Source organism: Reichenbachiella sp. (assembly GCF_039941815.1).
Lineage (GTDB): Bacteria > Bacteroidota > Bacteroidia > Cytophagales > Cyclobacteriaceae > Reichenbachiella.
The window spans coordinates 94,593-119,326 of the sequence record NZ_JBDVDW010000062.1 but is presented as its reverse complement, the minus strand read 5'-3'; the positions used below and the strand labels follow the sequence as shown (position 1 = coordinate 119,326).

The following is a 24,734-nucleotide window of genomic DNA, read 5'->3' as shown; positions in this document are numbered from 1 at the left end:
AAATGAGCAAAAAAGTATTGATAGTAGATGACTCGATGTACATGCGTACACTCATCAAAGATACACTTAAAGCAGAAGGATACGATGTTGTAGGAGAGGCCCCAAACGGGGAAACCGCAATAGACCTTGCTATGGAGCTTAGTCCCGACCTGATAACTTTGGACAACATCCTACCGGATATGATTGGTACAGATATCCTCAAAGTGTTCAAACAACAAGGCATACCCTCAAAGGTAATTATGGTGAGTGCTGTTGGTCAGCAGTCAGTGATCAATGAAGGAATCGAATTGGGAGCGGCCGAATATATAGTTAAACCCTTTACCTCTGAAGATTTGATTGCCGTGGTAAATAGAGTGGTATAGTTGTAAATACAACTGGGTCAATGGAATTCGATGTGGTATCCCTGCATTTCCAATTCAATATATTTACTTCTATCAAAAGCATAATGAAAAGCACCTTTTTTGGAGCCAGACTTGTCTTTTGTGCCCAACTTGTTCAATAATCCAGTAGCTAGAATCTTTTTTCTAAAATTACGGTCATCAATTGGTAGCTGATAAATCTCCTGATAGAGTTTGAACAGTTGTGGTAAAGTAAATTTAGCCGGCAAGAGATTAAATCCTACAGGTCTTCTTCTTGCATTCTCCTTTAGCCTTGCCAAGGCATCTTCTACCATATGCTCATGATCTAAGACCAGGTTTGGTAAATCCTGCAATTCAAACCAAGCCGCATTATGCACCTCAACAAGTTTTTTCTGAGGCTCATCTAATTGGATCAAACTGTAATAAGCAATAGAGATCACACGGTCTTCAGGGTCTCTATCCACCGCACCATAGCAGCGCAGTTGCTCAAGAAACACATCTGATAATCCTGTGAATTTGCTCAAAATACGCATGGATGCCGATAAAGTAGATTCCTCCGGCTTAACAAAGCTGCCTACCAATGACCACCGTCCTTTAAAAGGTTCGATTTGCCTTTTAAATAGTAGAATTTTTAATCGCTCAGCGGCTACATCAAAGCCGAAGATGACATTATCAACCGCCACAAAGATGGGTTTGGCATTGCTGTAAGATGTGACAGTATTCATAGTGATGGAAACAAAGCTAAATTAGCAGCATTTTTTGAAAATCTGACAAACAACTTGGATATTAGTTAGTTAAACGTTTAATTTACGTTTAATTTACTCAGTAAATGACAATTAATAAGGAAGAAGCACGAAAGATTTTTATCAGTACTTATGGTGTTGAGCCTCAGGTGATCAGGGCTCCTGGTAGAATTAATATTATTGGTGAACACACCGATTACAATGATGGTTTTGTCCTGCCGGCTGCCATAGATTTGGCTGCTTATTTCTACATTCAAAAAAGTAATTCAAATGAAATTAATCTGGTTTCTTTGGATTTTTCGGAAACTCATGGTCTCAATATTAACGATCCGATTCAGCCTGTAGAATTCGACTGGGTCAATTATCTTCTTGGCGTCATTGATCAATTTAATATTGCAGGTCACAAATTAGAAGGCTTCAACCTCATGTTTCACAGTACCATCCCAATGGGAGCAGGTCTGTCTTCTTCAGCTGCCTTAGAATGTGGTTTCGCATGGGCCTTGAATGAACTTTTCGATCTTGATATCGATCCGATATCAATTGCCCTGATGAGCCAGTCTGCCGAACATAAGTTTGCTGGCGTCCAATGTGGTATTATGGATCAGTTTGCCAGCTGTATGGGCAAAGAAGGGCACGTAATCAAACTTGATTGTCGCAATCTGTCATATGAGTATTATCCTGCTGACTTCAAGGACTATGAAATCATTCTTTTTGATTCTAAAGTCAAGCACAACCTGACCGATACAGAATACAATGTGCGACATGCCCAGTGCAAAGAAGGAGTCGCATCAATACAGAAAATTAAACCTTCAGTAAAATCGTTGAGAGATGCTTCCTTGGAAGATCTTCAAGTAGCAAGGAAATTAATGGACGAGATAGTCTATCGAAGATGTAAATATGTCATCACAGAAAACTTACGTGTTCAGCAGGTATGCGAGGCCTTGATGATTGGTGATATCATTACCGTAGGCGCTTTGATGAAAGAAACACATTTGGGACTCAAAGATGACTATCAGGTCAGTTGCAAAGAGTTGGACACGCTCATCGAAATAGCAAGTACCTGCAATGGTTTCATAGGAGGTAGAATGATGGGTGGAGGATTTGGAGGATGCACAATCAACCTAATACTAAAATCTAAAGTCGACGAAGTGATTGATCATACCTTAAGGATCTATAAAAATATTACAGGGATTGAAGCCATGTGCTATCGAGTCAGTATTTCTGAAGGAGTTAGTAATAGAACATTAGAATTTAACAATGAAATTTGATTCGAATGAGCATTCTCACCGCAGGCTCAACATTCTTACCGGAGAGTGGGTGCAAGTTTCACCTCATCGATCCAAAAGACCATGGCAGGGTCAGGTAGAAAAGGCCTCGGTAAATGAAAGACCGCAATATGATCAGGAATGCTACCTCTGTCCAGGCAACGAAAGAGTAGGAGGCCTCCAAAATCCAGAATATGAAAACGTATTTGCCTTTACAAATGATTTCGCGGCACTTCAGTCTGATGTGCCAGTAGGAGCGCTTAAGCAAGGATTGATTCATGCACGAAGTGAGCGTGGAATCTGCAAAGTCCTCTGTTTTTCGCCACGTCACGATCTGACTATTCCCGAAATGGAAGTTAATCAAATTGAACAGGTCGTCGATTTATGGATAGAGCAATGCATTGAAATTGGTGATTTGGAAATGATCAATCACATTCAGATTTTTGAAAACAAAGGAGCCACTATGGGTTGTTCTAATCCACATCCACATGGCCAAATTTGGGCGCAAGAATCCATCCCGGTCGAACCTGCCAAAAAACACCTTAAACAGAAAGAATATTTCGAAAAGCACCATTCAGATATGCTGTCAGATTACCTGGGTCAGGAATTGGAAATGGGCGAACGGTTAATATTTCAAAACGATCATATGGCAGTACTGGTGCCTTATTGGGCCGCTTGGCCATATGAAGCTATGATTGTTCCGAAAAGAAGAATGGCTCGCATCATTGAAATGAGCTTTGAGGAGAGGTCCTCCCTTGCAGAGGCGTATAGATATTTGACCATCAAATACGACAATCTGTTTGAAACCTCTTTTCCATACTCCGCAGGAATACATCAGGCACCATATGATGGGCAAGGTCATCCGTACTGGCATTGGCATATGACCTTTTTTCCACCACTTTTAAGATCAGCCACCGTCAAAAAATTTATGGTAGGTTATGAACTGTTAGGTAACCCTCAGCGCGATATCACACCAGAATTTGCCGCAGCACAGCTCAACAAACAATCAGAACTTCACTATCTGGCTAAAACAGAATTGAATTTATCATAAGACATATTTCTTCCGGTCAGTACAGTGCAAATAGAATCGAAGGACTCAAAATGAGAGGTATTGGCTCTAATGGCAGCGAGTCCTACTGCAGCTGAGGGCTCGACATAATGTTTGTGGTTTTGAAGCAACCAAATCAAAGATTCCTTGATTTCCTCCTCACTTACCACAAAAAAATCATTGACATATTTGTCAATATATGGCCAGGTAATGGATTCCTCTTCAACAGCTGCCCCAATACCCTCTGCAATTGACACTTTCATCTCCAAATCTTTTGGATAAGATTTCGTTCTAAACCATTCAGCAAGAAAAGGTGAATTTTCCTGTTGTACCCCGTAGATTTTTATTTTTGGATTGATGGCCTTAAGAAGGATTGCCATACCCGCAATATAACCTCCGCCACCTACACCGCAAACCAGACAATCAACATCTGGCAACTGCTCTAGCAACTCCACGGCAATGGAGCCACCTCCTGCAATCATTTCTGCATCATTGAAGGCCGATACAAAAACGTAGTTTTTTTCTGCCTCTAATTCTTTGGCTCGAATTCGGGCTTCTGGTACCGAATCAAAGAATTCTATCGAAGCACCATTCGCCTGGATATCTTTCATACGATCAGAATCTGCAAACTTGGGCATTAAAATATGCACCTTAGCACCCAGCTCTTTGGCTGCATAGGAAAGGCCTACTCCATGACCGCCTGCCGTAGGAGCCACAAATTCTGAATTGAGATTTTGAAGGATTTTGTTGAACCCGCCTCTGGGCTTGAAACTTCCAGATACCTGAAAATTCTCTAGTTTGAAATAGACGGACAGACCCGTTTCTGCAGCTAGATAAGACGAATACTCTATAGGCGTCCTTCTTATGTATGGAGCAATTCGGTTATGTGCACTTAAAATATCAGATGGTTTAATCATAGGAAAATGGATTGAAAGCCAAAGCTCTATGATGTCTTCTGAATAGAAATGGAAAATAGATGAAATGAAATCATTCTAATCATCAATTCTCTTGATATCAATTATTTGAACCGGATCAATGAAGTATTGATCAATCTCCTTTACTTGCTGTATCCGCAGGACGACATCCATACCCTCAATCACTTGTCCGAAGGCAGCAAATCCATAGCCATCTGGATTACGCGACCCTTCAAAGTCAAGTGCTGGCTGGTCACCCACACAAATAAAGAAGCTACAAGTAGCTGTGTTGGGTTCGCTTCTGGCCATAGATACGGTTCCATTTTTATGTAATAATCCAGTAATAGCTGTAGTTTCGATTTCGATGGGAGCCAGCTCTTTCTCCTCAGCCATATCTCCACCCTGGATTACTTCAATCCTGACCTCCCGATCGGCTTCGTTTTCAGGTGTGCAGGCTCTGAAAAAGGAAGATTGTTCGTACAATCCTTTGTCCACATATTGGAGAAAATTTGCTACTGTTTTTGGAGCTGCTTCGGGATATAATTCTATTGTAATCATACCCATTTCTGTTTCTATAGCACAGGTGATGGTTTTTTCTTTACATTGAATCAAACCACAGGCAAGCAATAAAAGAATAGGAAGGGTTTTCATAAAAATTGATACGTTAGATTGTGTGTTAGTTATTCGAAAAGATATACTATAATATTTATTTGTTTTAGGCTCAGACCTTAAATTACTCCATAATTATCCCGATTAATATTTATATTCAATTCTAAAACTCAACATTGGGACATTGAGCGAAGTATTCATTAGTTACATACCTGAAGATAAACGCAGGGCGAGGCAACTTGCTGCGGCACTGGAAGAGTTCGGATGGTCGACCTGGTGGGAGTCGGCAATAGCTGATGATGAGCAATTTGATGCCCAAATACAATCTGCTCTAAAACGAGCGCATTGTATTGTGGTATGCTGGTCGCCCAATGCCATCAACCATGAGACGATCGTGGCTCAGGCTCAATTGGGATTGAAGAAGGGCAATCTTGTATCGATTGTATATGATGACGTACATAAGACTCACACCTTGCCTGTATTGGAATATACCAATTTATCACATTGGAATGGAGATACCGCTGATAAAACAATACGTATTTTACTCAGAGATATCTATGATCTGATTGGGCATCCTCCCCAAAGAATTTCCACCAAAATATTTAAAAGCCTGGTCGCTTTTGTATCCTTGATGCTATTGGTCGTCTGGACTACTTTTATACTATCCATTCAACAAAAAAACCGAAGTGAAGAGTCGAGAGACTGGAAGGAGTACTTGTCTCAAAATGAGAGTGATGGCTATGAGAAGTACCTGAAAAATTATCCAGAAGGAAAGTTTGTAAAAAGGGCAATATTCAAAATCGATAGCCTCCATGAGGCACAAAGTTGGGAAAAGGCGCTGATCGCAAATTCTGTTCAAGTATTAGAGGCTTATATTCAAGAAAATCCTAAAGGAAAATTCAAAGACCTTGCTTTTCAGCGAATCAATGAGCTGAAGGATGAGCAGGCATGGCAGGAAGCCGAAGGAGAAAATTCTGTGGTGAGTTATAGGGTATATCTACGACTCTTTCCTAATGGTAAATTTGCCACACAAGCTGAAAATTTCATTTCAGTCATGACTAGAAAAACCTTGATACCAAAGGCGAAACCCAAAGAAAAGAGCTACTTGCTTAAAGAATTTGCAGCACCAAAAGAAATACTAAGCATAGCCATAGCCCCAAATGGAAGAAGATTGTTGACCAAAGGTTGGGACAATACTGCTTGGCTGTGGGATATGAATGGCAATCTGATTGAAGAACTCAAGGGGCACACAGACTGGCTGACTTCCGTGGCTTATTCTCCCAATGGAAATAGAATGCTTACAGGATCCTGGGACAAAACGGCAAAGCTATATGATATCAATGGTAAGATGATCGGGGAGTTTTCAGGTCACACTTTTCATGTGAGCGATGTCGCCTTTTCTCATGACGGACAATTTGTACTGACCGCTTCTTTTGACAAAACAGTAAGGATGTATAAGCTGGATGGCACCTTTGTTCAAGATTTTGTTGGACACACAGAGTGGATCAATTGTGCTGTATTCTCGCCTGATGGCAAATATGTATTGACTGGCTCCAATGATCACACCGCCAGGATGTGGGACCTGAAAGGCAATATGGTAGCCGAATTTTCAGGTCATATCAACTGGGTGACAGCTGTGGCCTTCTCCCCAGATGGAAAATTCATTATCACAGGCTCTAAGGACAAGACCTCTCGTGTGTGGAGGCTAAAAGACCGAAAAAACAAAAAATTGAAAGGGCACAAAAAGGCGGTGAATGCAGTGGCATTTTCACCGGATGGGAAAAAAGTACTCACTGGCTCCGCCGATCATACTGCCATACTTTGGTCGATCAATGGTCAGATATTACAGAGATTCGCAAAGCACTCAGGTCAGATCAATGATGTTACGTTTACACCAGATGGCAAGCGAATCATTACTGGATCCAGCGATCGTACAGCCAAACTTTGGGAAATCAAGTAGTCAGCGGTCTTCTAATCTGTACACAAATTTGAGCCCACTCCAGTCTTTGTCTACTGCCGCCACCTTTACATCTACTAATCCCGCAGCTAGAAAATAGTCCCGAATATCGTTTTCCTTAAAGCAGGAAGGCATTTTGGATGATAATTTGATCCAGCTGATCCACAGAAGACCATTCTTTTTCAAATATTTTATGTAGCCATTGCCGTTCAATAAATCCTCTTTCTTCTGACAAAAAATATGAATAAAGTCAACAGACTCAGGCGCAGGTTCTTCTACGATTTCTGTATTGACTGGCCAATCAGAAAAAAGATCAAAATAGTGTTCCGGGGCATTGATCAAAAAAATCTTAGCACTTGATTTGATGCCCAGTTTTTTGGCCAAAGGTGTAGTAGAGTAGCCTGCATTCATTGAGGTTGGATTATTTTCGAATAGGAATTCAGTCTCTTATCTTCTATAAATTTCAGCAATTATTGTTTAAAATGATTTATAAAAGCGATATTTATATTGTAGAACTCTTCTAATCTAGTTTTAATTTGCTGAGTTTTATACCCACCCCCAAAACTTCTAATTCTAATTTTCTAATTAATTAAAATAAATCGAAAGATGAATTTAGAATCGAAGTATGTCTTTTTTTCCATTGTTGCATTTATGTGTGTGGTCATGCTAAGCTCATGCACTCCCGAACCTCCACGTTTGGATCTCAGCGATCATGTCTTAATACCTCACCCTGTTGAAATCACTGCTAGTCATAGCAGTTTTCTCTTCACTGATGAGACGACCATTAGCCCCTCAGAAGATGCACTAATGAATCAGGCAGTAAATCTGTCTAAGTCTCTGGGTGGACTAGAAGTCTCCGGTGAGGCAGAGGAAGCAGGAATAATTCTGAAGCTAACCCCGAAGGATACCATTCTAGGAACAGAAGGGTACAGACTAATAATTGATAGAGAAAAAGTAGAAATTAGTGCGGTTAATCCTGCTGGAGTGTTTTATGGTATACAGACACTTTTGCAATTGATACCAGCAGGAATGACGAAAGATATCGCAATACCAACAGGCGAAATCCTGGATTACCCAAGATATGCCTACCGGGGGGCTATGCTTGATGTTTCAAGACATTTTTTTGGGAAAGATGATGTCAAGCGATACATTGATTTTCTTGCCGATTATAAACTCAATGCTTTGCACTTGCATCTATCGGATGATCAGGGCTGGAGGATAGAGATTCAGTCAAAGCCTGAATTGACCGTAGTTGGTTCGACATCTGAAGTAGGAACGGGATCGGGTGGATTTTATACGCAAGATGACTTCAAAGAGATGGTTGAGTATGCTGCAGATAGATTTATTACAATAATTCCTGAGATTGATATGCCTGGGCATACCCAAGCAGCCTTGGTCTCTTATCCAGAACTCAATTGCGATGGATTGCCAAGAGAACTATACAGAGGTACGGAAGTTGGCTTTAGTACGCTCTGTACAGATAAAGAAGAGACTTATGAATTTGTCGACTCTGTCATCAAAGAACTGGCTGCCATCACCCCAGGTGAATTTATTCATATAGGAGGCGACGAATCTCATGCTACTCAAAAAGATGATTACATCTATTTTATAAACCGAGTGCAAGAGATTGTAAGCAAGTACAACAAAACTATGATTGGATGGGATGAAATAGCTCAAGCTCAGATTGAAGGAGGTACAATCGTCCAACAATGGAATAGTGCGGGGAATGCCGTGTTGGCAGCAGAAAAAGGCAATAGGATTATTTTATCTCCTGCTAAATTGGCCTATTTGGATATGAAGTATGACAGCACCACCCGCTTGGGGTTGGCCTGGGCATCCTATATTGAAGTGGACCAGGCTTACAACTGGGATCCCGATACGATCAACAGTACTATAGATCCTAAACTGATTTATGGTATTGAAGCTCCACTCTGGACCGAGACGGTAGAGCAGATGGATGATATTGAATATTTGGTTTTCCCCAGGCTTCCCGGATATGCCGAAATAGGGTGGTCCCCACAGTCAGTTAGAAGCTGGGCTACTTATCGTAAAAGGTTGGCGGGTCACACAAGTCGATTAAAGGAGCAAGAGATAGACTTCTACCGATCTCCATTGGTAGATTGGGGAGGTCAGAATTCTCTAGGTAGCGAGTAATGAATGCTCTAGCCAGGGCGTGAATTTGATGTTCATTAAAAAAATCATGAATAAAGCCTAGCTGAGGTGAATTTAACAGAGTTATTCACCTCAGCAAAAACCTTTCTTGCTTATTTCTTATTCATACCTCAAGGATTCTATCGGATTGACTCGTGCTACTTTGAGTATGTGATAGCTGATCGTGGATACTGCAATAGCTAATGCCGCAATTCCAGCCAAAGCAAACATCACAGGACTTAGATCCGTCCTGAATGCAAAGTTTTCCAACCACTGAGAAAGCAATAAATATGTGATGGGAGTGGCGATTAAAAACGAGATTAAGATAAGGAGAGCAAAATGTTTTGTGAGTGTAATAAATAGATCACCAATTGTTGCTCCGAGGACTTTTCTCACACCGATTTCTTTCATTCTTCTTTCGGCTGTGAATGCAGATAGCCCAAATAGCCCCATGCTTCCTATGAAGATGCTCAGAATAGCAATAATGGTGATGACAGCACTCATTTGCTGATCACTCTTGTACAAATTTTGCATATGATCTTCCAAAAAATTATAGTCTAATGGGTAATCAGGAATCTGCTCATTCCAGACAGTCTCCAAATGATTTAGGCCAGATTGGATGTTGTCCCCATTAAGCTTGATCGAGAGTTCGTCATATCCCCATTCCGTATGAATCACGAGTGCAAGAGTATTGACTCTGTGATGTAAAGAATTAAAATTGAAATCTTTTGTCATCCCAATGATATGTCCAAGGGAATCATCATCGTACCATGAGTGCCCCATTTGCATGCCGATTGGATCTGAAGCTCCCATTTCTCTGGCGCACGACTCATTGATAATAAATGCCATGCCATTGTCAGACTGTCGTGATTCGTCGAAGTTTCTCCCGGCGATGATATCAATCTCGTACACATCTAAGTAATCAAAGTGAACATTGACATTAGAAGGAGTGAAGGTCACTATTCCACTATCACTTTCTACTTTGGCACCCCACTGATGAAAGTTATTACCCAATCTTTGGCCTGAGGCTGTGACTCCAAGTACACTACTGTTCTCTAGTAATCGTTGCTTGAGCACATCATACTTATCATTAGCCGTCTTATTCATATCGACAAGTATGATGTGGTCTTTGGTAAAACCTATATCCTTATTTTTCATGAAATTGAGTTGATCCAGGACTGCAAGAGTGGCAACGATCATGGCAATAGCCAGGCTAAATTGAGTAATGATTAATGTGCTTCTGAAAGTTGATTTCCCATCTTTCATAACTCCTCCTCTCAAGATGGCTGCCGGCCTAAAGGAGGACATGTACAGAGATGGGTATAATCCACTTAGAATTCCAAGGAATACAACGATTGCTACTATGACAATAAGAACATGAGTGTCATTGAGTAAAGTGCCCAAGGTAAGATGGCGGTCTATGAGCTGATTAAGCAGATCCAACCCTACGTAACTGATGATCAAGGCAAGAAAGAATGCAAATGTGGTCATCAAGACAGACTCCGTAATGAATTGCCAGAAGAGCTGACCCTTGTTGGCTCCAATTGATTTTCGTACACCTACCTCTTTCAGGCGAGTGCCTGCTCTAGCTACCGTGAGATTCATAAAGTTGACCGCAGCAATGATCAAAATAAAAAGCCCAACTATGGAGAATACATCCAAATACTCACCATTGAATTTGCGATAGTTTTGATAGTCGTGCTGAATATTTGTAGAGCCCAGATGTACTTCTTTGAGGGGTTGTAAAAACAATGTCATATAATCATTGATTCCTTCCCGGCCAGAATTTTTGTCAAGGTAACCTGGATATCTGTCTGACATATCCGTCAAATTAGCCTCTGGAACCAACTGTAGGTAGGTCACTAAAAAATTTCCACCCCACCGACTATTAAACCCCGGGTCTTCAACAGTAATAGATGTAATAGATATTAGTATCTTAAATTGTAGATGGGAGTTGTCAGGCAGATCTTCCAAGACCCCTTTTACGGTAAACAGGTCTTCTTCCATTTCAAGTGCTTCGCCAATAACGTCGATTCTACCGAAGATATTTTCGGCGACCGTTTTGGTAATCAAAATGCTGTAAGGTTCGTCCAGAGCCGTAGACTTATCTCCTGAGATTAGCCTAAAATCAAACATATCCAAGAAGGTGCTATCTACGGCCATTACCTGATCTACAGGATGCGGCACACCATTTTGGTTCCAAATTCGTTTTCCCTGACCCCAGACTCGGGTATAATTCGTCACTTCGGGAAAATCGGTAAGAAAGGCCGGTGCCATACCAGGCATGGAGAGAGCTACGTTTTGCACTTTCGTCCCGGGAAAACTCTGCACTTCGCAGAGTCGGTAGATCGCCGAGCGCTTGGCGTGCTGGTCGAAGGATTTTTCATCCTCAATAAATAAGTAAATGGCCAAACAGGCAGCGAACCCAATGGCCAGACTTAAAATATTAAGACTATTGTGAAATTTGTGTTTGATAAGGTTCCTGAAGGCAATGAGTAGATAACTGTTAAGCATAATAATTTGATTTGAGTGTTTTGACTTTGTTTTTTTGAGTGCAAAAGGTCTGATGTAGTGCATGACTTGAAACCAGTAGTTGAGTTTGGCTTGTTTAAGATTTTCTCGCTCTCGTGTATACAAAAATTGCTCGTACAAATCCCCTGAGACCTCTTCATACAAGTCTGATTTGATCATTAGGCGTAGTAACTTCGAGGCTAGCCTTGGAGGATGGGTAGAAGCATCTTTCATAGATGATCTATAGGTGAAAACTTAGACTTCCTTGGGAGAATTTTGGATACTGGTTCCACAATGATAGTCTTAGCTCTCGGGCATTAGAAAGCACCTGCTCTCCTTCTGCGGTAATGGAATATATTCTCTTACGTCTACCACCTCTTTCTGTGGTAGCCCCACCTACCTTCGAAGTGAGAAAGCCTTTGTCGGCAAGCCTGCTTAGTGTAGAGTGTACTGCTCCAATAGCCGTGGATTTGTGCGTCTGGACTTCAAACTCCTGAGCTATATTGAAAGCATAGGCTTGTTCGCCCAAGATACCAACCAGCAAGAGTATAACCTCTTCAAATTCTCCTAAACGTGTTTCTGTCATAATAATACTAGATTGTAGAACAAATACGAATTTAAACTTTTTTTGTTCTACAATCTAGTATTAAATAAAAATTTAGACCGATTAGGATGTGATGACAAGTGTGTGCTATAGGATGTCCGAATCCTATACTTTCGCGTCCTTTTAGTACCCGTTACTTCCCATAACTTCATATTCAAATTAAAACAGCCTCAACCATGTTATTAAGGGTTCATATTAGTTGACTAAAAAGTAAAAGAAGATGATGAAATTGATCAAAAATATAGTAAAAGAAGTAAATGAAGCGTTCCTGGGAAAGGATTATGTTTACATGGCCTTGTGCATATTTATGGCTATCAGACAACTATTTTTCAGATAGAAACAAAAGCAGTTTCATTTTTGGAATTTGAGCTTTGATTTGAACAATCCTCCCTAATAAAGCAAGCTGTATAAATGCCGTTACCCTAAGGCAACGGCATTAAAAGGCATGATAAATGGACTTAGACTCCCATTTTTCGAGCGCAAGATAATAACTACCTCGAGCTTAGATATTATCACTACATTATTATTTTAGGATTGATGCGGTGATTCCCTGATTCGTAATTGATGGACGCAATTCTGCCGAAAGAAAGGTTTTCTTTGATTGTCATTTTCTAGAATAATTTAATTCAACATTATATTATCCATCTCAAATAAGATAGTTGTTGTTCTCGGTTGTACTTTTTTGGGTTAGAGCATATGATATCCCCTCAGTCGGTCGATATTCTTGCTGTCTATTTTAAAACGTCCAGCACTTTTTCAAAATCAGGGTCCTGCACTATCTCAGGGACTTGTTCTGTATAGATGATTTTATGGTTTTCATCCAGTACCACTATGGCTCTTGAATGCAGGTGTGCCATCGGACCGTCAATGATAGTCAAACCATAATTCTCACCAAAACTCCCAGTGGCAAAATCGGAGACCGTGATTACACTGCCAATACCTTCCGCTCCACAGAACCTTGCTTGCGCAAAAGGAAGATCTCTTGATATGCACAGAATTTCTGTATTGGCTAGTCCTGCAGCTTCCTTGTTGAATGTGCGTACAGAGGCTGCACAAATACCAGTATCTATGCTTGGGAAAATATTGAGAATTACTCTTTTACCTTTGAAGTCTGCTAGAGAGGTGTGCGAGAGGTCGTTTTTTACCAAGTCAAAATCTGGTGCCTGGCTATTTAGATCAGGTAGATTGCCAATGGTATTAATAGTATTGCCCTTGAGTGTAATGGAAGCCATAGTCAGTTCTTTAGTTTAGATAGTAAATATAAGAAGCCAGGCTATTAGAAAAGCAGATAAGATAAAAATAAGTGCTGTACACTGGACAATATTGACGACCGTCCAGTGTGCAGCAATATTAAAATTAATTTTTGGTTTCTGAGTCCACCTCTACGCTTTCTGGCACCTTGCCGGGCTGTACAAAATCCTCTTCGTCGATCATGTCTGCCTTGCCCAGGTAGGTCCAACTGATCACATCTGAATATTTGTCTATCACGCGATTGATATCTTCAAGAGTGACCGCATTTACCCTTTCGGTGAAGTCTTCAGACATTTCCCAGCCTCCCTTGAGCTCGTTGGTGCCGAGACTTTGTGACTGTGAGCTGAGTGTTTCCTGTCCCATATAGAACTGAGTAAGGTACTTTTGTTTTTTGTTTACGAGCTCTTTCTCGCTGAAGCCTTCCTTCTTGAGCTTGGAGATCTCATCTACCATTACCTGAATGGACTGCTTCGGATCGGTGGTAGAGATATAAATCCAGTTGTAAGGATTGGTAATTTTGCTATTGTCATAGTAAGAGTACGGTGCATAAGACAGGCTTCTTTTGGTTCTGAGTTCCAGGAAATATCGTTCGCTCAAAATACTCATTGCTATCATCATGGCCGTGCCGTCCTTAGACGTCAGTTTGGGTGCACTCATTACACCAGCTATATAGTTAGTAGCTATGTCGCGATCGTTTATTTTGTTTGATACTTCACTCAGCATATTTCGACTCTCTTCCGGAGGCATCGTACCCTTAGGAAGTTTGGCCAATGATCCAGCTACCTTCTTTTTTAGATCATCGACGTCAATATCACCTACTACAACAAGAAAACTTCTTTCTTTCCCCATCACTTTATTGTAATAATTAATAAGCTGATCCAGACTCAGTGCGTCTAGCGTTTGCTCTGTTCCGTTGGGGTTTTTCTCATAATTCTGGCCCTTAAATACGTTTGCCATTGCAGCCTGGATCAAGCTTTGATCTGGATCAGATTCATTCTGCTTGGCTGTGGCTATCAGCTGATCTTTTAGCAACGCGTATTGCTGCTCTTCGAAAGCTGGATTTAGTATGGCATCAACAAATAGATCCCATGACGCATCCCAATTCTGCTTTACACATCGCATATTGATCTGCCCATAGTCATAGTTCGTACCTGCGGCAATTGTCGTACTCATTTGCTCTAGTGATGTAGTAAATTCAAGCTTGCTTTTGTTTTTTGTTCCACCGGTGACGGCGAGCTGAAGTGCAAAATCTTCGATTCCGCTTTGCTCCAACGAATAATTGGCTGTACCACCTTTGATAAACAGTCTTGCACTCACAATTTCTTTAGGCACGTTCTTATAGATCACCTGCAAACCATCTACTTCGAATTGCTGAGTCTGTCCAAATGAAATGCTAACCCAAATCAGAAGGGCGACTAGTAGGATATTCTTTTTTACTATTTTCTTCATGATTCTATTTGTTTAGATAGGCTTGTAGAGAGTTGATTTCCATGGCGTCTTTCATGGCGGGAGAGAGCAATAAGCCAGTAGTATTGGGCTTGTTTTTGATATAGGTACGGACGAATTTTTGTATATCCTCTCGAGTGACCTTGTTCAAATTTTCCACGTAGTTAGTATAGTAGTCAATACTTGCCGAGGACCACCAATACGTTACGGTATGGATGAATTGTGACGTTTTCTCTTTGCTATATGCATCTTGGATGGCCAGCATGTTTTTAGCAGTTTCCATTTGTTCGTCCGTAAAATAATCGTCAGAGTCCCATTGTGCGATTTCAGCTTCGAGAGCCTCGAAGGCCTCTGTTACCTTTTCAGGATTTGGGACCATAAATAGATGAATTGGGCCTACGTATTTATTGGTGGAATAACCCACATTCACGTTCATGGCAAGCCCACTTTCTATCAGGTTTTGCTGAAGTTTTGAAGATTGCTGTGAAAGGATAAAGCTAAATACGTCTGCGGCATAGGTGGCGGGTATATCATTTCGGGTATCCGGCCCATGATATCGAATCAATGCTATAGGCGTTTTTGCGTTTTCATTTTCAGTGATGAAATATTTCGATTCTTTAAGTGGCTCAAATTCTGGGATCGGATATTTTTCGAACGGGTCAAAATCAGAAGGTTTCCAATCTCCAAACACTGCTTTTGCTTTGGTCAGTACGTCGTTGTGATCTACATCACCAGCTACCACCAATATCGAGTTGTTTGGGTGGTAGTATTTACCCTGGACGGTTTTCATTTTTTCTGTAGTGGCACTCAGGATGACATCGTGATCACCGATTACATTTTTGCGGCTGTAGAGATCACCCCACATATGCTTATCACTATCTTGGAATAAGAAAAAAACTGGATTGGATTCTGCTCGCTGAAACTCTCCATCGACTACCGGATTTTCATTTTTCATTTCCTGCTCATCGAAAAGTGGATATCGAATGGCTGAATTCATAAATTCCATGCCTTCCTGAAGCTTTCTATTGCTCAGGGTGACAAAGTAGTTTACCCGTTCGCCAGAAGTAGTTCCATTAAAAACGATCCCGAGCTCTTTGGTTCGTTCCAAAAAGGCTTCTTGAGAAGGCAAGTCCTTGTTGGCTTTAAAAAACATATGCTCATAAAGGTGAGATAGTCCATCGAATTCGGGTGATTCGGTATACCCTCCGTTCCGGACGGTGATTTCAATGGTAGCCAGTGGTACAGTGTTGTCCTCAATAGTAAGGACTTCTAAGCCATTGTCTAGTTTCTCTAAGAAAAAATTATTAGGGAGGCTGTCTTGCGCTACCAGTGGTACTGAAGCGAAAAAGAGTCCAATTGTTAAAAGTTTAAGTTTATTCATGAGTTCTTGAATTATTAATTAAGTAATAATCTAATAAGTAAGTGGAAAAATACGAATAATAAATACACAGAAGGAATATTTATGATTTGAAAACTCGAACCAGCGCTATAAAGAAATGATGTCGTACTAGTCAAAAAAGTTCTAGACTGCAGTGCACTTTCAAGAATAGATTAATTCTGAATACTCTAAATACTAGGCTATGCCGGTTCAAGGTCATTTATCAAATTGAATTTTTGATGACTTTATTTGCACCAGCAGCGACAATCAGCTTTCATCACCGCAGTATACCAAAAAAGTCGAGATTTTATATCACTAAAGGTAACGAAGGCATCTTTGTCACAGGTCTTACATTCATCATCTGTACAATTGACTGTAGCGACGGCACATTTCTTCTTAATTTCAGCTTTTGCATCTTCGAGCGCTGATTTGGGTCCATAGGATGATTCGTCAGCCTCTATCGATACGGGCACGGCAGATTCAGCACACGATCCGTTTCCAGCGGGTTCATCAGTAAGTTCCACCTGACTATCCATAAAAGCAGCTCCTAATAAGTAAATGAGAATGGTTATTACGCCACCACGAACGGCGATTTTCCACCAAGGTGTCCTGGCTACGGCAGGTGCGGCTTGTGCAGCCAGGTCGGCTTCAGCTTCTGCTACGGCTATAGCGATCATTTCCGCATCAAGTACTCCAGCACGTGCGTAAATATGCAAGAGCCTCATTAGCAAATGACGATCTATGGCTCCCTCCATAATTAGAGCATAGAGGGCACGAAGCAGAGCAATGGGGGTAAGGTTAGAACCAAGGATTTCCCTAAGCCGGGCTGCAGCAGCAGGATCCACACCTGTAAGCTCTCTTAAGAGTTGTTGAAGTAGTGCATCCATGCCGCGGCGGTTGGGTTAGGGTAATTAAAAAGCTGGATTAAAAAGATCAATATTGAATTTGAAAAATCAAATTCATAATAAAATTAGTTGTCATAAATTATTTTTTCAATAGGTAGAAATACCAAACTTTGATCTATGTGAATTACTTAGACTACAATAATTGGCCTGGGATTTTAAACTGGCGAAAAATGACTACCGTTATTTCTCCCAGTGTTGATCAGCGTGAACTTTTAAAATGTTTATACTAAATTGTGGTTTGCTGCTGGTGTTCGGCAACTTGTGCGGAGAAAGTGCAGGTAATAACTAATAATTAAGAAAACTCTAAAATCTCAAAAAGTGGAAATACAGAAAATTTTCGAAAACAACCAAGAATGGGTTCAAAATAAGCTGAAGGTAGATGCAAATTATTTTGAAAATCTATCCAAAGGTCAAAACCCAACTATTTTATATATTGGTTGTGCTGACAGTAGGGTCACAGCAGAAGAATTGATGGGAGTTGCTCCTGGTGACGTTTTCGTGCATAGAAATATTGCCAATATGGTACCTAATACTGATTTGAGTGCCATGTCAGTTATCGATTATGCGGTAGCTCACCTCAAAGTGGATCATGTGGTGGTCTGTGGACATTATTTCTGTGGAGGAGTCAAAGCGGCCATGCAATCTCAGGACCTGGGAATATTGAATCCCTGGTTGCGAAATATCAGAGATGTTTATCGCATCCACAAAGATGAACTCAGCGCCATATCAGATGAGGAAGAGCGATATAATCGTTTGGTAGAACTCAATGTTCAGGAGCAATGCATCAATGTAATCAAGACTGCAGAAGTACAGCAGGCGTATAAAGAAAGAAATATTACAGTACACGGATGGGTCTTTGATATTCACTCTGGCAAACTCATCGACCTTAAGATTGACTTCGCGAAAGTATTAGAAGATGTGATGGAAATCTACCGACTAAAATAGCTTTAGGTATTCCAGATAAGATGGTTTCCGGGTGATCGGTTGCCATCTTATTTCCTCTTCCCACATTTTTTTTGACTTAGACCTCAGTTGTCCCTAGTACTTGCATAGTTTGCAGACTTGGATTTTCGCTTCCACCCCTAGGCTCAATAGTGACAGCAAATGCTGCTGCAGAACCCACAGACTTCATTTTTAGCAAATTGGATTCGCTATCGAATACACCCATATCTACCGGTACCCCATCTACAATTGCCCATAGCTGATATTGTTCTGACTGGCTTAGGGTCCTAAGGTTTTGAATTTTGAGATAAACTTCTTCTGTATTGGCATTCCAATAAACAGTGGCTAATGATTCGGGCGAATTATCTGTACCACTCATTGCTACTCGAGTATAGGCAGGGTTGGCTAAAACATCTACATCATTTTCTAGATTTTTTAGCTGTTGGTTTACAAACTCATAATTGTCAGCCACCTCTTGATTTTGGGCAATTAAGACCTCAAGTTGATTCTCAGCTGACCGCCATTGACCGTAGAAGAAGAAGGCCAGTGCCGAAGCCAATATCGCCACTGATATCGACGCAGCTACTGCGTAACTAAACGATTTTTCCTTTTTGATTTGTTGTAATTGAATTTCTTTGGCTTCTTTTTCTAAGTCGAGCTCGGCTTTAATAGCATTCTTTAATCGAGTAGGTGGGTTTATAGCTGTTTTCAAAGCCAGCGTTTCCAGAGTTGACGTTATCAGATCCAGTTCAGCCTTGATTTGAGGGTGAGCCTCAATTAGCTCTTGAACTTCTGCCATTTCAGCCTGAGACAGCTCGCCAAGTGCGTATTGCTCTAAAATGCCTGATGATATGTATTCTTCGATATTCATCTGACGTCCAATGTTTTTCTAAAATAGATTAATGCCGATCGAACCCTGGTTTTTACGGTTCCCAGCGGTAAACTTAGTTCCTCAGCGGCCTCAGCCTGTGTAAATCCACCAAAGTATACCAATTCCATCACTTGCTTTTGATTCTCATCCAATTGATCTAGTAATTCCCGGACCCCAATAGCATTTTCTGGTGAGGAAGTAGTTTCACGATCAAGCTTATATACGGAGTCTCCTACTTGCTCGGATTTTCTTCTTTGGCTCATTTCTTTTGAGCGAAGCTTATCTATGGCCAGATTACGAGAGAGATTAAGCATCCAGGTAAACAATTTCCCTTTTGATGAATCGAAGGAATCTATCTTGTTGTATATCTTTAAAAAAGCATCCTGAAGCAATTCATCAGCTATATCCTGATCTGTGACCACGCGGGAGATTACACCATACAAAGCAGCGGAATAGTTTGAGTATAAATACTCAAAACCCTTCTCGTCTTTACTGACGAGTAGGCGCACTAATTCCGATTCCTGAATTCGCAAATTGGTAATCTTTGATGTTTGGTTTGTTAGGTGAAAAGATAATAAAAAAACTTGCTATAGCCATATTGTTGATCAAACCATTGGGTCAATGGAGTCATGATGACTTTACCTCGATAGGTGATTTTTAGTAGTACCTAAGGTCAATACATGGAAAATCTGGCAAAGTATGTTGGATGACGTCTTGGTTTATTTATGATATTCTTGAGATCGAACGGTATGAAAAACTGAGATATTTTGCTTCAAGTGACAAAAAAGCAAGATTATATCCATTCCTTAAAATATTATTAAATCATTGATTATCATATAATTATACGTCCAATTTCATAGGGGTATGTCTATTCCTATAGGGATGGTCGATGCACTTTGATTTGAGGGCTTGCTTTGCTTTAAAATAAAAAATGAATCAATACTCAAATCAAAGAACATGAAAACTTTAATCACATTGTTACTCACAATTGGACTTAGCACATCGCTAATGTCGCAAGAAATAACTCAAACCATCAGAGGTAAGGTCATTGACGAAACGTCTGAAATCACCTTGCCTGGAGCTACTATCCTCTTGATAGGAACGGAACCTGCGCTGGGCAGTATTACAAATGTTGACGGTGACTTCGCTATCAAGAATGTCCCACTTGGAAGGTACACAATCTTCATTTCGTTTGTGGGTTACGAGCCTGTCACGATTCCAAATGTGCTGGTGCACTCTGGAAAATCAAACTTCTTAAACGTGAAATTGAAGGAGTCCTTGTTCAAACTGGACGAGGTGGTCATCGAGGCCGAAAAAGCGAAGGATATCCCGCTCAATGAAATGGCAGCCGTGAGCGCAAGAGTTTTTACAGTAGAAGAGACTCAGCGATATGCAGCGGGACTGGATGACCCATCTAGAATGGCTACCTCTTTTGCCGGAGTTACCAACTCCTCGATTGGGCAAAACGCTATTGTTGTAAGGGGCAATGCTCCAAAGGGAGTGCAGTGGAGAGTAGAGGGGATAGAAATCCCCAATCCAAGTCACTTCGCAGGTTCATCTACTACTGGTGGCGGTTTGGTGACCATATTGAGCAGTCAGGTGCTTGACAACTCAGATTTTCTGACAGGGGCGTTTCCGTCAGAGTATGGGAATGCACTCTCAGGGATCTTCGATATGAATTTGAGAAGAGGAAATAATCAGGAATATGAGCATGCTTTTAAGGCCGGCTTACTTGGGATCGATTTTGCTTCTGAGGGGCCGTTGTCCAAAAATAAGAATTCATCTTACTTATTCAACTATCGGTATTCTACGCTCGGGTTAATCGATCCTTTGTTACCAGATGATGCTAATACCACCAAATATCAGGACCTGTCTTTCAAACTAAACTTTCCGACTAAGGCTGGCGAATTTTCATTCTGGGGCGTTGGGGGCAACGACTTCGGCAAAACAAAAAAAGATCTAATTATGGATTCTGATGAATGGGAAACCGAAGAGGATTTTACCGATCAGGAATACGGATTTAATGTAGGAGCCACCGGATTGACGCATAAGGTGAGTTTATCCAAAAACACCATGCTCAAAACGAGCATAGTGGCTTCCGCGAAGGATGCATATTGGGACTATGATCAGCTAGATGATCAAGCCGAATTGCATGCTAAATCTAGGGTGCAAACGCTGACCGGTACCTATTCTGCTTCATCTACTTTGAATCATAAGTTCTCAAGTAAAGTGACCAATCGGACTGGAGTCATCTTCAATCAACATTTTTACGATGTCAATATCAACGAAGCCGATTCGCCTGGGCAGCCTTTAACAAATGTGGTTCTCAACGAAGGTAGCACTCAAAGATGGCAGGCTTTCACACAAACTAAAGTCAGATTTAGTGAGTCTTTTGAAGTAGTAGGAGGTGTGCATAGCCAGTATTTGGCATTGAATGATCAGGTCACTCTTGAGCCAAGAGCGAGTATGAAATGGAATTTCAATCCGTATAAATCTTTGAGCATCGGATATGGCAATCACAGCCAGATGGAGGATTCGAAAATCTATTTTGTGCGTGACAGCAATGGTCAAACACCGAATCAGAATTTAAGTCTAGGAAGAGCACATCATTTGGTGCTGAGCTATGACTGGGCGATCAATGAAAACCTGAGACTAAAAATAGAGCCTTATTTTCAGTATTTATACGACGTGCCGGTTATTGCAGATAGTTCATTTTCCATGCTCAATTTTGAACAGGATTGGTTCTTTGATCAGCTGCTGGTCAACGATGGTGCAGGCAGAAATTATGGCGTGGACGTCACTTTTGAAAGATTTTTCTCTAATCATTTTTATTACCTGATTACTGGATCAGTATTTGAATCTAAATATAAGGGCGGCGATGATGTTTGGAGAAATTCAAGGTTCAACAGAAATGTCGCATTTAACATACTTGGTGGTAAAGAATGGCAGCTGGGTGCTTCGGACAACAAGTGGTTGAGTGTAAACTTAGGGTTGACACTGATGGGAGGTAAGAAGCGCAGTCCACTGGATGAAGCCGCCTCTTTGGTAGCACGTGAAGAAATTCTTAATGAAAATGATGCTTATTCAGTCAGTGAGCCTTTTATCTACAATATTGATATGACGATATCCTATAGGAAAAACAAGCCCAAATACTCCACGGTGTTGTCTTTGCAAATGAAAAACATGTTGGGTTCTCCTGATTATGATGGATTTGAGTACAACTATAGAGAGCATGCTATGTTAGAAAAAACCAGTGCAATTTCAATACCAAACCTGAGCTACAAAATAGAATTTTAGATCTTTGATTTGAGCCATTCCGGCTGCCAATCTTGGTGGTTGGAATGGTGATTTTATTCCGCTATTTTACTGATACTATGAAGGCACGATTTCAAGATACCAGGACCAAGTATCAGAATATTCTCGTCATGATTTTTTTATCCATCGGCTATGGTGTCACTTACAATTTTCTGTTTTACCCGCATAATCTGGCGGAGTACATGGAGGCCATAACTATTGGCGTGTTTCTTGGGACCATACTTGGGTTTGTGGAAGAGTTTGTGTTGAAGAGCTTGTTTTTACGCCTAGCATTTTACAAGGTTTTAATCATTAGAACCGTTCTTTATTCATTTTTTATCAGCATAGTTCTTAGTATGGTATTGTCGATCGAAATCTCTTTTGATCAGGATATCGCGTACCTAGAGGCACTACTATGGTATCTCAAGGGGGCCTATTTCCGACGTGATTTCTTTTTTTCTCTAGCTTTTGTTTTTATGATCATCTTTAGCACACAGGTGGTGCAGATCATAGGGCTGAATAATTTGGTGAGACTGATACTGGGTCAATATCATAAGCCACGCGAAGTTCGTCGAATTTTCATGTTTATAGATTTGAACGAATCCACCATGCTCGCAGAAAAAATGGACAACGAGTTATACAGTGCTTTTGTCAAAGAGTATTTCAATGATTTATCTGATGCAATCAACTCATATGGTGGGGAAATTTATCAGTATGTAGGAGATGAGATATCTGTGGTTTGGCCAGCCAGTGATAAAAGCAGTCAATTCCTGAATTGTTTTTTCAAAGCCCAAGATATCATAGCTGACAAGGCTAGTTCGTATCATGAGAAGTACGGATTCGTACCTAAGTTTAAAGCAAGTGCCCATGTCGGGAAAGTGGTAGTCACAGAGGTAGGCAAGCTAAAAAAAGAATTGGTCTATCATGGCGATGTGGTCAACACGACTTCTAGAATAATCGGTAAGTGCCATGAGCTCAATGAGACTTTTTTAATCTCGGCTGAAGTTTTGGCGCTCTCTGATCAAGCAGATTTGAACATCGCTGAGCAAGGAGAACTTACGCTCAAAGGAAAATCTCAAGTGGTCAACTTGTATGGTGTACATCATGATTAGACAATGCTGGTCATAGATTCTGATCTTTTATTTTGAATTACCCACTTCAATCTTAAAAGGAAACCTTTACATTAGTATCTATTAATGTCCTGCAATCGTAGGGCCTTTTGAGTAAATCTAATGGAGCGGCCAATGGAGTGCTGCTGTAATTCATGGAGGTCATTTTTATACTAGGTACATCACAGGCTTTCTTTCTTTCCTTTCTGGTCTTCAAAAAAGAAGACAAATCACACGGCGATTATATCCTAGGAGCCTGGTTGGCTTTCATGGGTATACATCTGTTAGATTATTATTTCTTAATTACTGGCTTTAGCCTTCGGCATCCGTCTTTACTAGGTATTGGACAGTGCTTTCCTATGCTCCAAGGACCATTTATGTTCGTATACATATTGGTGATGATCAGCAGAAGTGGACGACTAAAACCTGCCTATTTAATCCACGCTCTGCCTTTTGTAATCTTTACTATCTATTTCGCATTTGACTTCTACTATCTAGGAGCAGAAGAGAAATTGGCATATTACCATGTTTTAGTCGCTGAAGGCTCATTGGCGTTGGCGGTATCAGATATACTCAACTCCTATTTGGGACCGATTTATGTGATTTGGTCATTGATAAAGCTGAGAATACATATTAAGAATATTGCCAATAATTTCTCCTATACAGAAGAAATAGACTTAAAATGGCTCAAAAATGTATTATTAGGTTTGGGATTTGTATGGGCTGTTGTACTGATTTCCAACATGATGGATTTCTTCTCATTTGCAGAAGACTATGGAAACCATCTTATCTACTTGTCAGTAACTATCGCCATCTTCTTCCTTGGATATTTTGGGATCAAGCAGCAAACGATATATGTCCCGATGAATACAACTGGAGATACCGTACAGGAACTCAAAGTTAAAACTCCATCGAGTTTAGAAAAGGTGAACCCAGATCGCTACAAACATTCGGGATTAAAACCGACCGAATCAGAGGAGTATGCAAATGGACTAATAAAGTATATGGAGCAGGAAAGACCTTATCTCAATGGAAGGTTAAGCCTAAAGGAGGTGGCCGCATACTTGGATATTTCTGTCAATCATTTATCGCAAGTCATCAACGAACAGCTTGGTAAGAGTTTCTTTGATTTTGTAAATGAATATAGGGTAGAGGAAGTCAAGCGTCTAATGAGTGAGTCCAAACATGAACAGTTTACACTACTCGCGGTGGCATACGATAGCGGTTTCAACTCCAAATCTAGCTTCAATAATATTTTCAAAAAAATGACTGGCTATACTCCCTCTGAATATCTTCGAAAGAAGGCTGCCTAGCCCAAAAAAACTGTTAGCTAAGTCCCAATACATAGGGGAGTGTCTATTCCTATAGGGATGGTCG

At 40.7% G+C, this 24,734-nt stretch carries 21 protein-coding genes; 9 read left to right on the top strand and 12 right to left on the bottom strand.

Features of this window, described 5'->3' with window-relative positions; genetic code table 11:
• Positions 1–2: 2 nt before the first annotated feature.
• Positions 3–362 (top strand): response regulator, encoded by a 360-nt coding sequence (locus tag ABJF11_RS16285; protein ID WP_348121105.1) that lies wholly within the window; start codon positions 3–5, stop codon positions 360–362.
• Between the two features lie 17 nt (positions 363–379).
• Here the strand turns inward: ABJF11_RS16285 and ABJF11_RS16280 are convergent, their stop codons facing one another.
• The gene (locus tag ABJF11_RS16280) at positions 380–1,084 is read right to left on the bottom strand and encodes an NUDIX domain-containing protein (RefSeq protein WP_348121104.1); all 705 of its coding nucleotides are present in this window, start codon (positions 1,082–1,084) and stop codon (positions 380–382) included.
• A gap of 104 nt (positions 1,085–1,188) precedes the next feature.
• Between ABJF11_RS16280 and galK the strand changes: the two genes are divergently transcribed.
• The gene (gene galK, locus ABJF11_RS16275) at positions 1,189–2,370 is read left to right on the top strand and encodes a galactokinase (RefSeq protein WP_348121103.1); all 1,182 of its coding nucleotides are present in this window, start codon (positions 1,189–1,191) and stop codon (positions 2,368–2,370) included.
• The gene (locus ABJF11_RS16270; protein WP_348121102.1) at positions 2,360–3,418 is read left to right on the top strand and encodes a UDP-glucose--hexose-1-phosphate uridylyltransferase; all 1,059 of its coding nucleotides are present in this window, start codon (positions 2,360–2,362) and stop codon (positions 3,416–3,418) included. The genes galK and ABJF11_RS16270 overlap by 11 nt, the downstream gene beginning before the upstream one ends.
• Here the strand turns inward: ABJF11_RS16270 and ABJF11_RS16265 are convergent.
• Positions 3,385–4,332, bottom strand: coding sequence for a pyridoxal-phosphate dependent enzyme (locus ABJF11_RS16265; protein ID WP_348121101.1), 948 nt, complete (start codon positions 4,330–4,332; stop codon positions 3,385–3,387). The two genes, ABJF11_RS16270 and ABJF11_RS16265, sit on opposite strands and share 34 nt — an antisense overlap.
• A 75-nt stretch (positions 4,333–4,407) precedes the next feature.
• Positions 4,408–4,980: a peptidylprolyl isomerase gene (locus ABJF11_RS16260; RefSeq protein ID WP_348121100.1), complete on the bottom strand. Its 573-nt coding sequence runs from the start codon at positions 4,978–4,980 to the stop codon at positions 4,408–4,410.
• 142 nt (positions 4,981–5,122) lie between these two features.
• On the opposite strand from ABJF11_RS16260, the gene ABJF11_RS16255 reads away from it, so the two are divergent.
• Positions 5,123–6,898 (top strand): TIR domain-containing protein, encoded by a 1,776-nt coding sequence (locus tag ABJF11_RS16255; protein WP_348121098.1) that lies wholly within the window; start codon positions 5,123–5,125, stop codon positions 6,896–6,898.
• On the opposite strand, the gene ABJF11_RS16250 is transcribed toward ABJF11_RS16255, so the two are convergent.
• Positions 6,899–7,306 carry a DUF3052 domain-containing protein gene (locus ABJF11_RS16250; RefSeq protein WP_348121096.1) on the bottom strand — a complete coding sequence of 136 codons (408 nt, stop codon included), beginning with the start codon at positions 7,304–7,306 and terminating at the stop codon, positions 6,899–6,901.
• A 195-nt stretch (positions 7,307–7,501) separates the two neighbouring features.
• Here ABJF11_RS16250 and ABJF11_RS16245 point away from each other — a divergent pair, with 195 nt between their 5' ends.
• Complete coding sequence (locus tag ABJF11_RS16245) at positions 7,502–9,049, top strand: beta-N-acetylhexosaminidase (RefSeq protein ID WP_348121094.1); 1,548 nt, start codon at positions 7,502–7,504, stop codon at positions 9,047–9,049.
• A 117-nt stretch (positions 9,050–9,166) separates the two neighbouring features.
• Here ABJF11_RS16245 and ABJF11_RS16240 read toward each other — a convergent pair whose 3' ends face one another.
• The 6 genes from ABJF11_RS16240 to ABJF11_RS16215 form a co-directional block, all read right to left on the bottom strand.
• Complete coding sequence (locus ABJF11_RS16240) at positions 9,167–11,791, bottom strand: FtsX-like permease family protein (protein WP_348121093.1); 2,625 nt, start codon at positions 11,789–11,791, stop codon at positions 9,167–9,169.
• A gap of 7 nt (positions 11,792–11,798) precedes the next feature.
• Complete coding sequence (locus ABJF11_RS16235; RefSeq protein ID WP_348121092.1) at positions 11,799–12,143, bottom strand: PadR family transcriptional regulator; 345 nt, start codon at positions 12,141–12,143, stop codon at positions 11,799–11,801.
• A gap of 749 nt (positions 12,144–12,892) precedes the next feature.
• Positions 12,893–13,393 carry a thiol peroxidase gene (gene tpx / locus ABJF11_RS16230; RefSeq protein WP_348121091.1) on the bottom strand — a complete coding sequence of 167 codons (501 nt, stop codon included), beginning with the start codon at positions 13,391–13,393 and terminating at the stop codon, positions 12,893–12,895.
• A gap of 124 nt (positions 13,394–13,517) precedes the next feature.
• Positions 13,518–14,861, bottom strand: a complete 1,344-nt coding sequence (locus tag ABJF11_RS16225) for a pitrilysin family protein (protein WP_348121090.1) — start codon at positions 14,859–14,861, stop codon at positions 13,518–13,520.
• A 4-nt stretch (positions 14,862–14,865) separates the two neighbouring features.
• Positions 14,866–16,239: a pitrilysin family protein gene (locus tag ABJF11_RS16220; RefSeq protein ID WP_348121088.1), complete on the bottom strand. Its 1,374-nt coding sequence runs from the start codon at positions 16,237–16,239 to the stop codon at positions 14,866–14,868.
• A gap of 242 nt (positions 16,240–16,481) precedes the next feature.
• A complete protein-coding gene (locus ABJF11_RS16215) occupies positions 16,482–17,123 on the bottom strand; it encodes a hypothetical protein (RefSeq protein WP_348121087.1) in 642 nt (213 codons plus the stop codon).
• A gap of 336 nt (positions 17,124–17,459) precedes the next feature.
• On the opposite strand from ABJF11_RS16215, the gene ABJF11_RS16210 reads away from it, so the two are divergent.
• Positions 17,460–18,086 carry a carbonic anhydrase gene (locus ABJF11_RS16210; protein ID WP_348121085.1) on the top strand — a complete coding sequence of 209 codons (627 nt, stop codon included), beginning with the start codon at positions 17,460–17,462 and terminating at the stop codon, positions 18,084–18,086.
• 76 nt (positions 18,087–18,162) lie between these two features.
• Here the strand turns inward: ABJF11_RS16210 and ABJF11_RS16205 are convergent, their stop codons facing one another.
• Positions 18,163–18,954: an anti-sigma factor gene (locus tag ABJF11_RS16205; protein ID WP_348121084.1), complete on the bottom strand. Its 792-nt coding sequence runs from the start codon at positions 18,952–18,954 to the stop codon at positions 18,163–18,165.
• Positions 18,951–19,487: a sigma-70 family RNA polymerase sigma factor gene (locus tag ABJF11_RS16200; RefSeq protein ID WP_348121083.1), complete on the bottom strand. Its 537-nt coding sequence runs from the start codon at positions 19,485–19,487 to the stop codon at positions 18,951–18,953. The genes ABJF11_RS16205 and ABJF11_RS16200 overlap by 4 nt, the downstream gene beginning before the upstream one ends.
• 424 nt (positions 19,488–19,911) lie before the next feature.
• On the opposite strand from ABJF11_RS16200, the gene ABJF11_RS16195 reads away from it, so the two are divergent.
• The 3 genes from ABJF11_RS16195 to ABJF11_RS16185 all read left to right on the top strand — a co-directional run bounded on the left by ABJF11_RS16195 (position 19,912) and on the right by ABJF11_RS16185 (position 24,670).
• Entirely contained in the window at positions 19,912–22,251 is a 2,340-nt protein-coding gene (locus tag ABJF11_RS16195; protein WP_348121082.1) for a carboxypeptidase-like regulatory domain-containing protein, read from the top strand.
• Between the two features lie 44 nt (positions 22,252–22,295).
• Positions 22,296–23,360 carry an adenylate/guanylate cyclase domain-containing protein gene (locus tag ABJF11_RS16190; protein WP_348121081.1) on the top strand — a complete coding sequence of 355 codons (1,065 nt, stop codon included), beginning with the start codon at positions 22,296–22,298 and terminating at the stop codon, positions 23,358–23,360.
• A 152-nt stretch (positions 23,361–23,512) separates the two neighbouring features.
• Complete coding sequence (locus tag ABJF11_RS16185) at positions 23,513–24,670, top strand: helix-turn-helix domain-containing protein (protein ID WP_348121080.1); 1,158 nt, start codon at positions 23,513–23,515, stop codon at positions 24,668–24,670.
• Positions 24,671–24,734 lie beyond the last annotated feature (64 nt).

Excerpts from the sequence above, each read along its gene's own strand:
- ABJF11_RS16190 (WP_348121081.1), top strand. The coding sequence starts at position 22,296 with ATGGTGATTTTATTCCGCTATTTTACTGATACTATGAAGGCACGATTT.
- ABJF11_RS16215 (WP_348121087.1), bottom strand. The coding sequence starts at position 17,123 with ATGGATGCACTACTTCAACAACTCTTAAGAGAGCTTACAGGTGTGGAT.
- ABJF11_RS16240 (WP_348121093.1), bottom strand. The coding sequence starts at position 11,791 with ATGAAAGATGCTTCTACCCATCCTCCAAGGCTAGCCTCGAAGTTACTA.
- ABJF11_RS16205 (WP_348121084.1), bottom strand. The coding sequence starts at position 18,954 with ATGAATATCGAAGAATACATATCATCAGGCATTTTAGAGCAATACGCA.
- ABJF11_RS16250 (WP_348121096.1), bottom strand. The coding sequence starts at position 7,306 with ATGAATGCAGGCTACTCTACTACACCTTTGGCCAAAAAACTGGGCATC.
- ABJF11_RS16225 (WP_348121090.1), bottom strand. The coding sequence starts at position 14,861 with ATGAAGAAAATAGTAAAAAAGAATATCCTACTAGTCGCCCTTCTGATT.
- ABJF11_RS16220 (WP_348121088.1), bottom strand. The coding sequence starts at position 16,239 with ATGAATAAACTTAAACTTTTAACAATTGGACTCTTTTTCGCTTCAGTA.
- ABJF11_RS16260 (WP_348121100.1), bottom strand. The coding sequence starts at position 4,980 with ATGAAAACCCTTCCTATTCTTTTATTGCTTGCCTGTGGTTTGATTCAA.
- ABJF11_RS16245 (WP_348121094.1), top strand. The coding sequence starts at position 7,502 with ATGAATTTAGAATCGAAGTATGTCTTTTTTTCCATTGTTGCATTTATG.
- ABJF11_RS16195 (WP_348121082.1), top strand. The coding sequence starts at position 19,912 with ATGAAAACTTTAATCACATTGTTACTCACAATTGGACTTAGCACATCG.
- tpx (WP_348121091.1), bottom strand. The coding sequence starts at position 13,393 with ATGGCTTCCATTACACTCAAGGGCAATACTATTAATACCATTGGCAAT.
- ABJF11_RS16270 (WP_348121102.1), top strand. The coding sequence starts at position 2,360 with ATGAAATTTGATTCGAATGAGCATTCTCACCGCAGGCTCAACATTCTT.
- ABJF11_RS16235 (WP_348121092.1), bottom strand. The coding sequence starts at position 12,143 with ATGACAGAAACACGTTTAGGAGAATTTGAAGAGGTTATACTCTTGCTG.
- ABJF11_RS16280 (WP_348121104.1), bottom strand. The coding sequence starts at position 1,084 with ATGAATACTGTCACATCTTACAGCAATGCCAAACCCATCTTTGTGGCG.
- ABJF11_RS16185 (WP_348121080.1), top strand. The coding sequence starts at position 23,513 with ATGGAGGTCATTTTTATACTAGGTACATCACAGGCTTTCTTTCTTTCC.
- ABJF11_RS16265 (WP_348121101.1), bottom strand. The coding sequence starts at position 4,332 with ATGATTAAACCATCTGATATTTTAAGTGCACATAACCGAATTGCTCCA.
- ABJF11_RS16285 (WP_348121105.1), top strand. The coding sequence starts at position 3 with ATGAGCAAAAAAGTATTGATAGTAGATGACTCGATGTACATGCGTACA.
- galK (WP_348121103.1), top strand. The coding sequence starts at position 1,189 with ATGACAATTAATAAGGAAGAAGCACGAAAGATTTTTATCAGTACTTAT.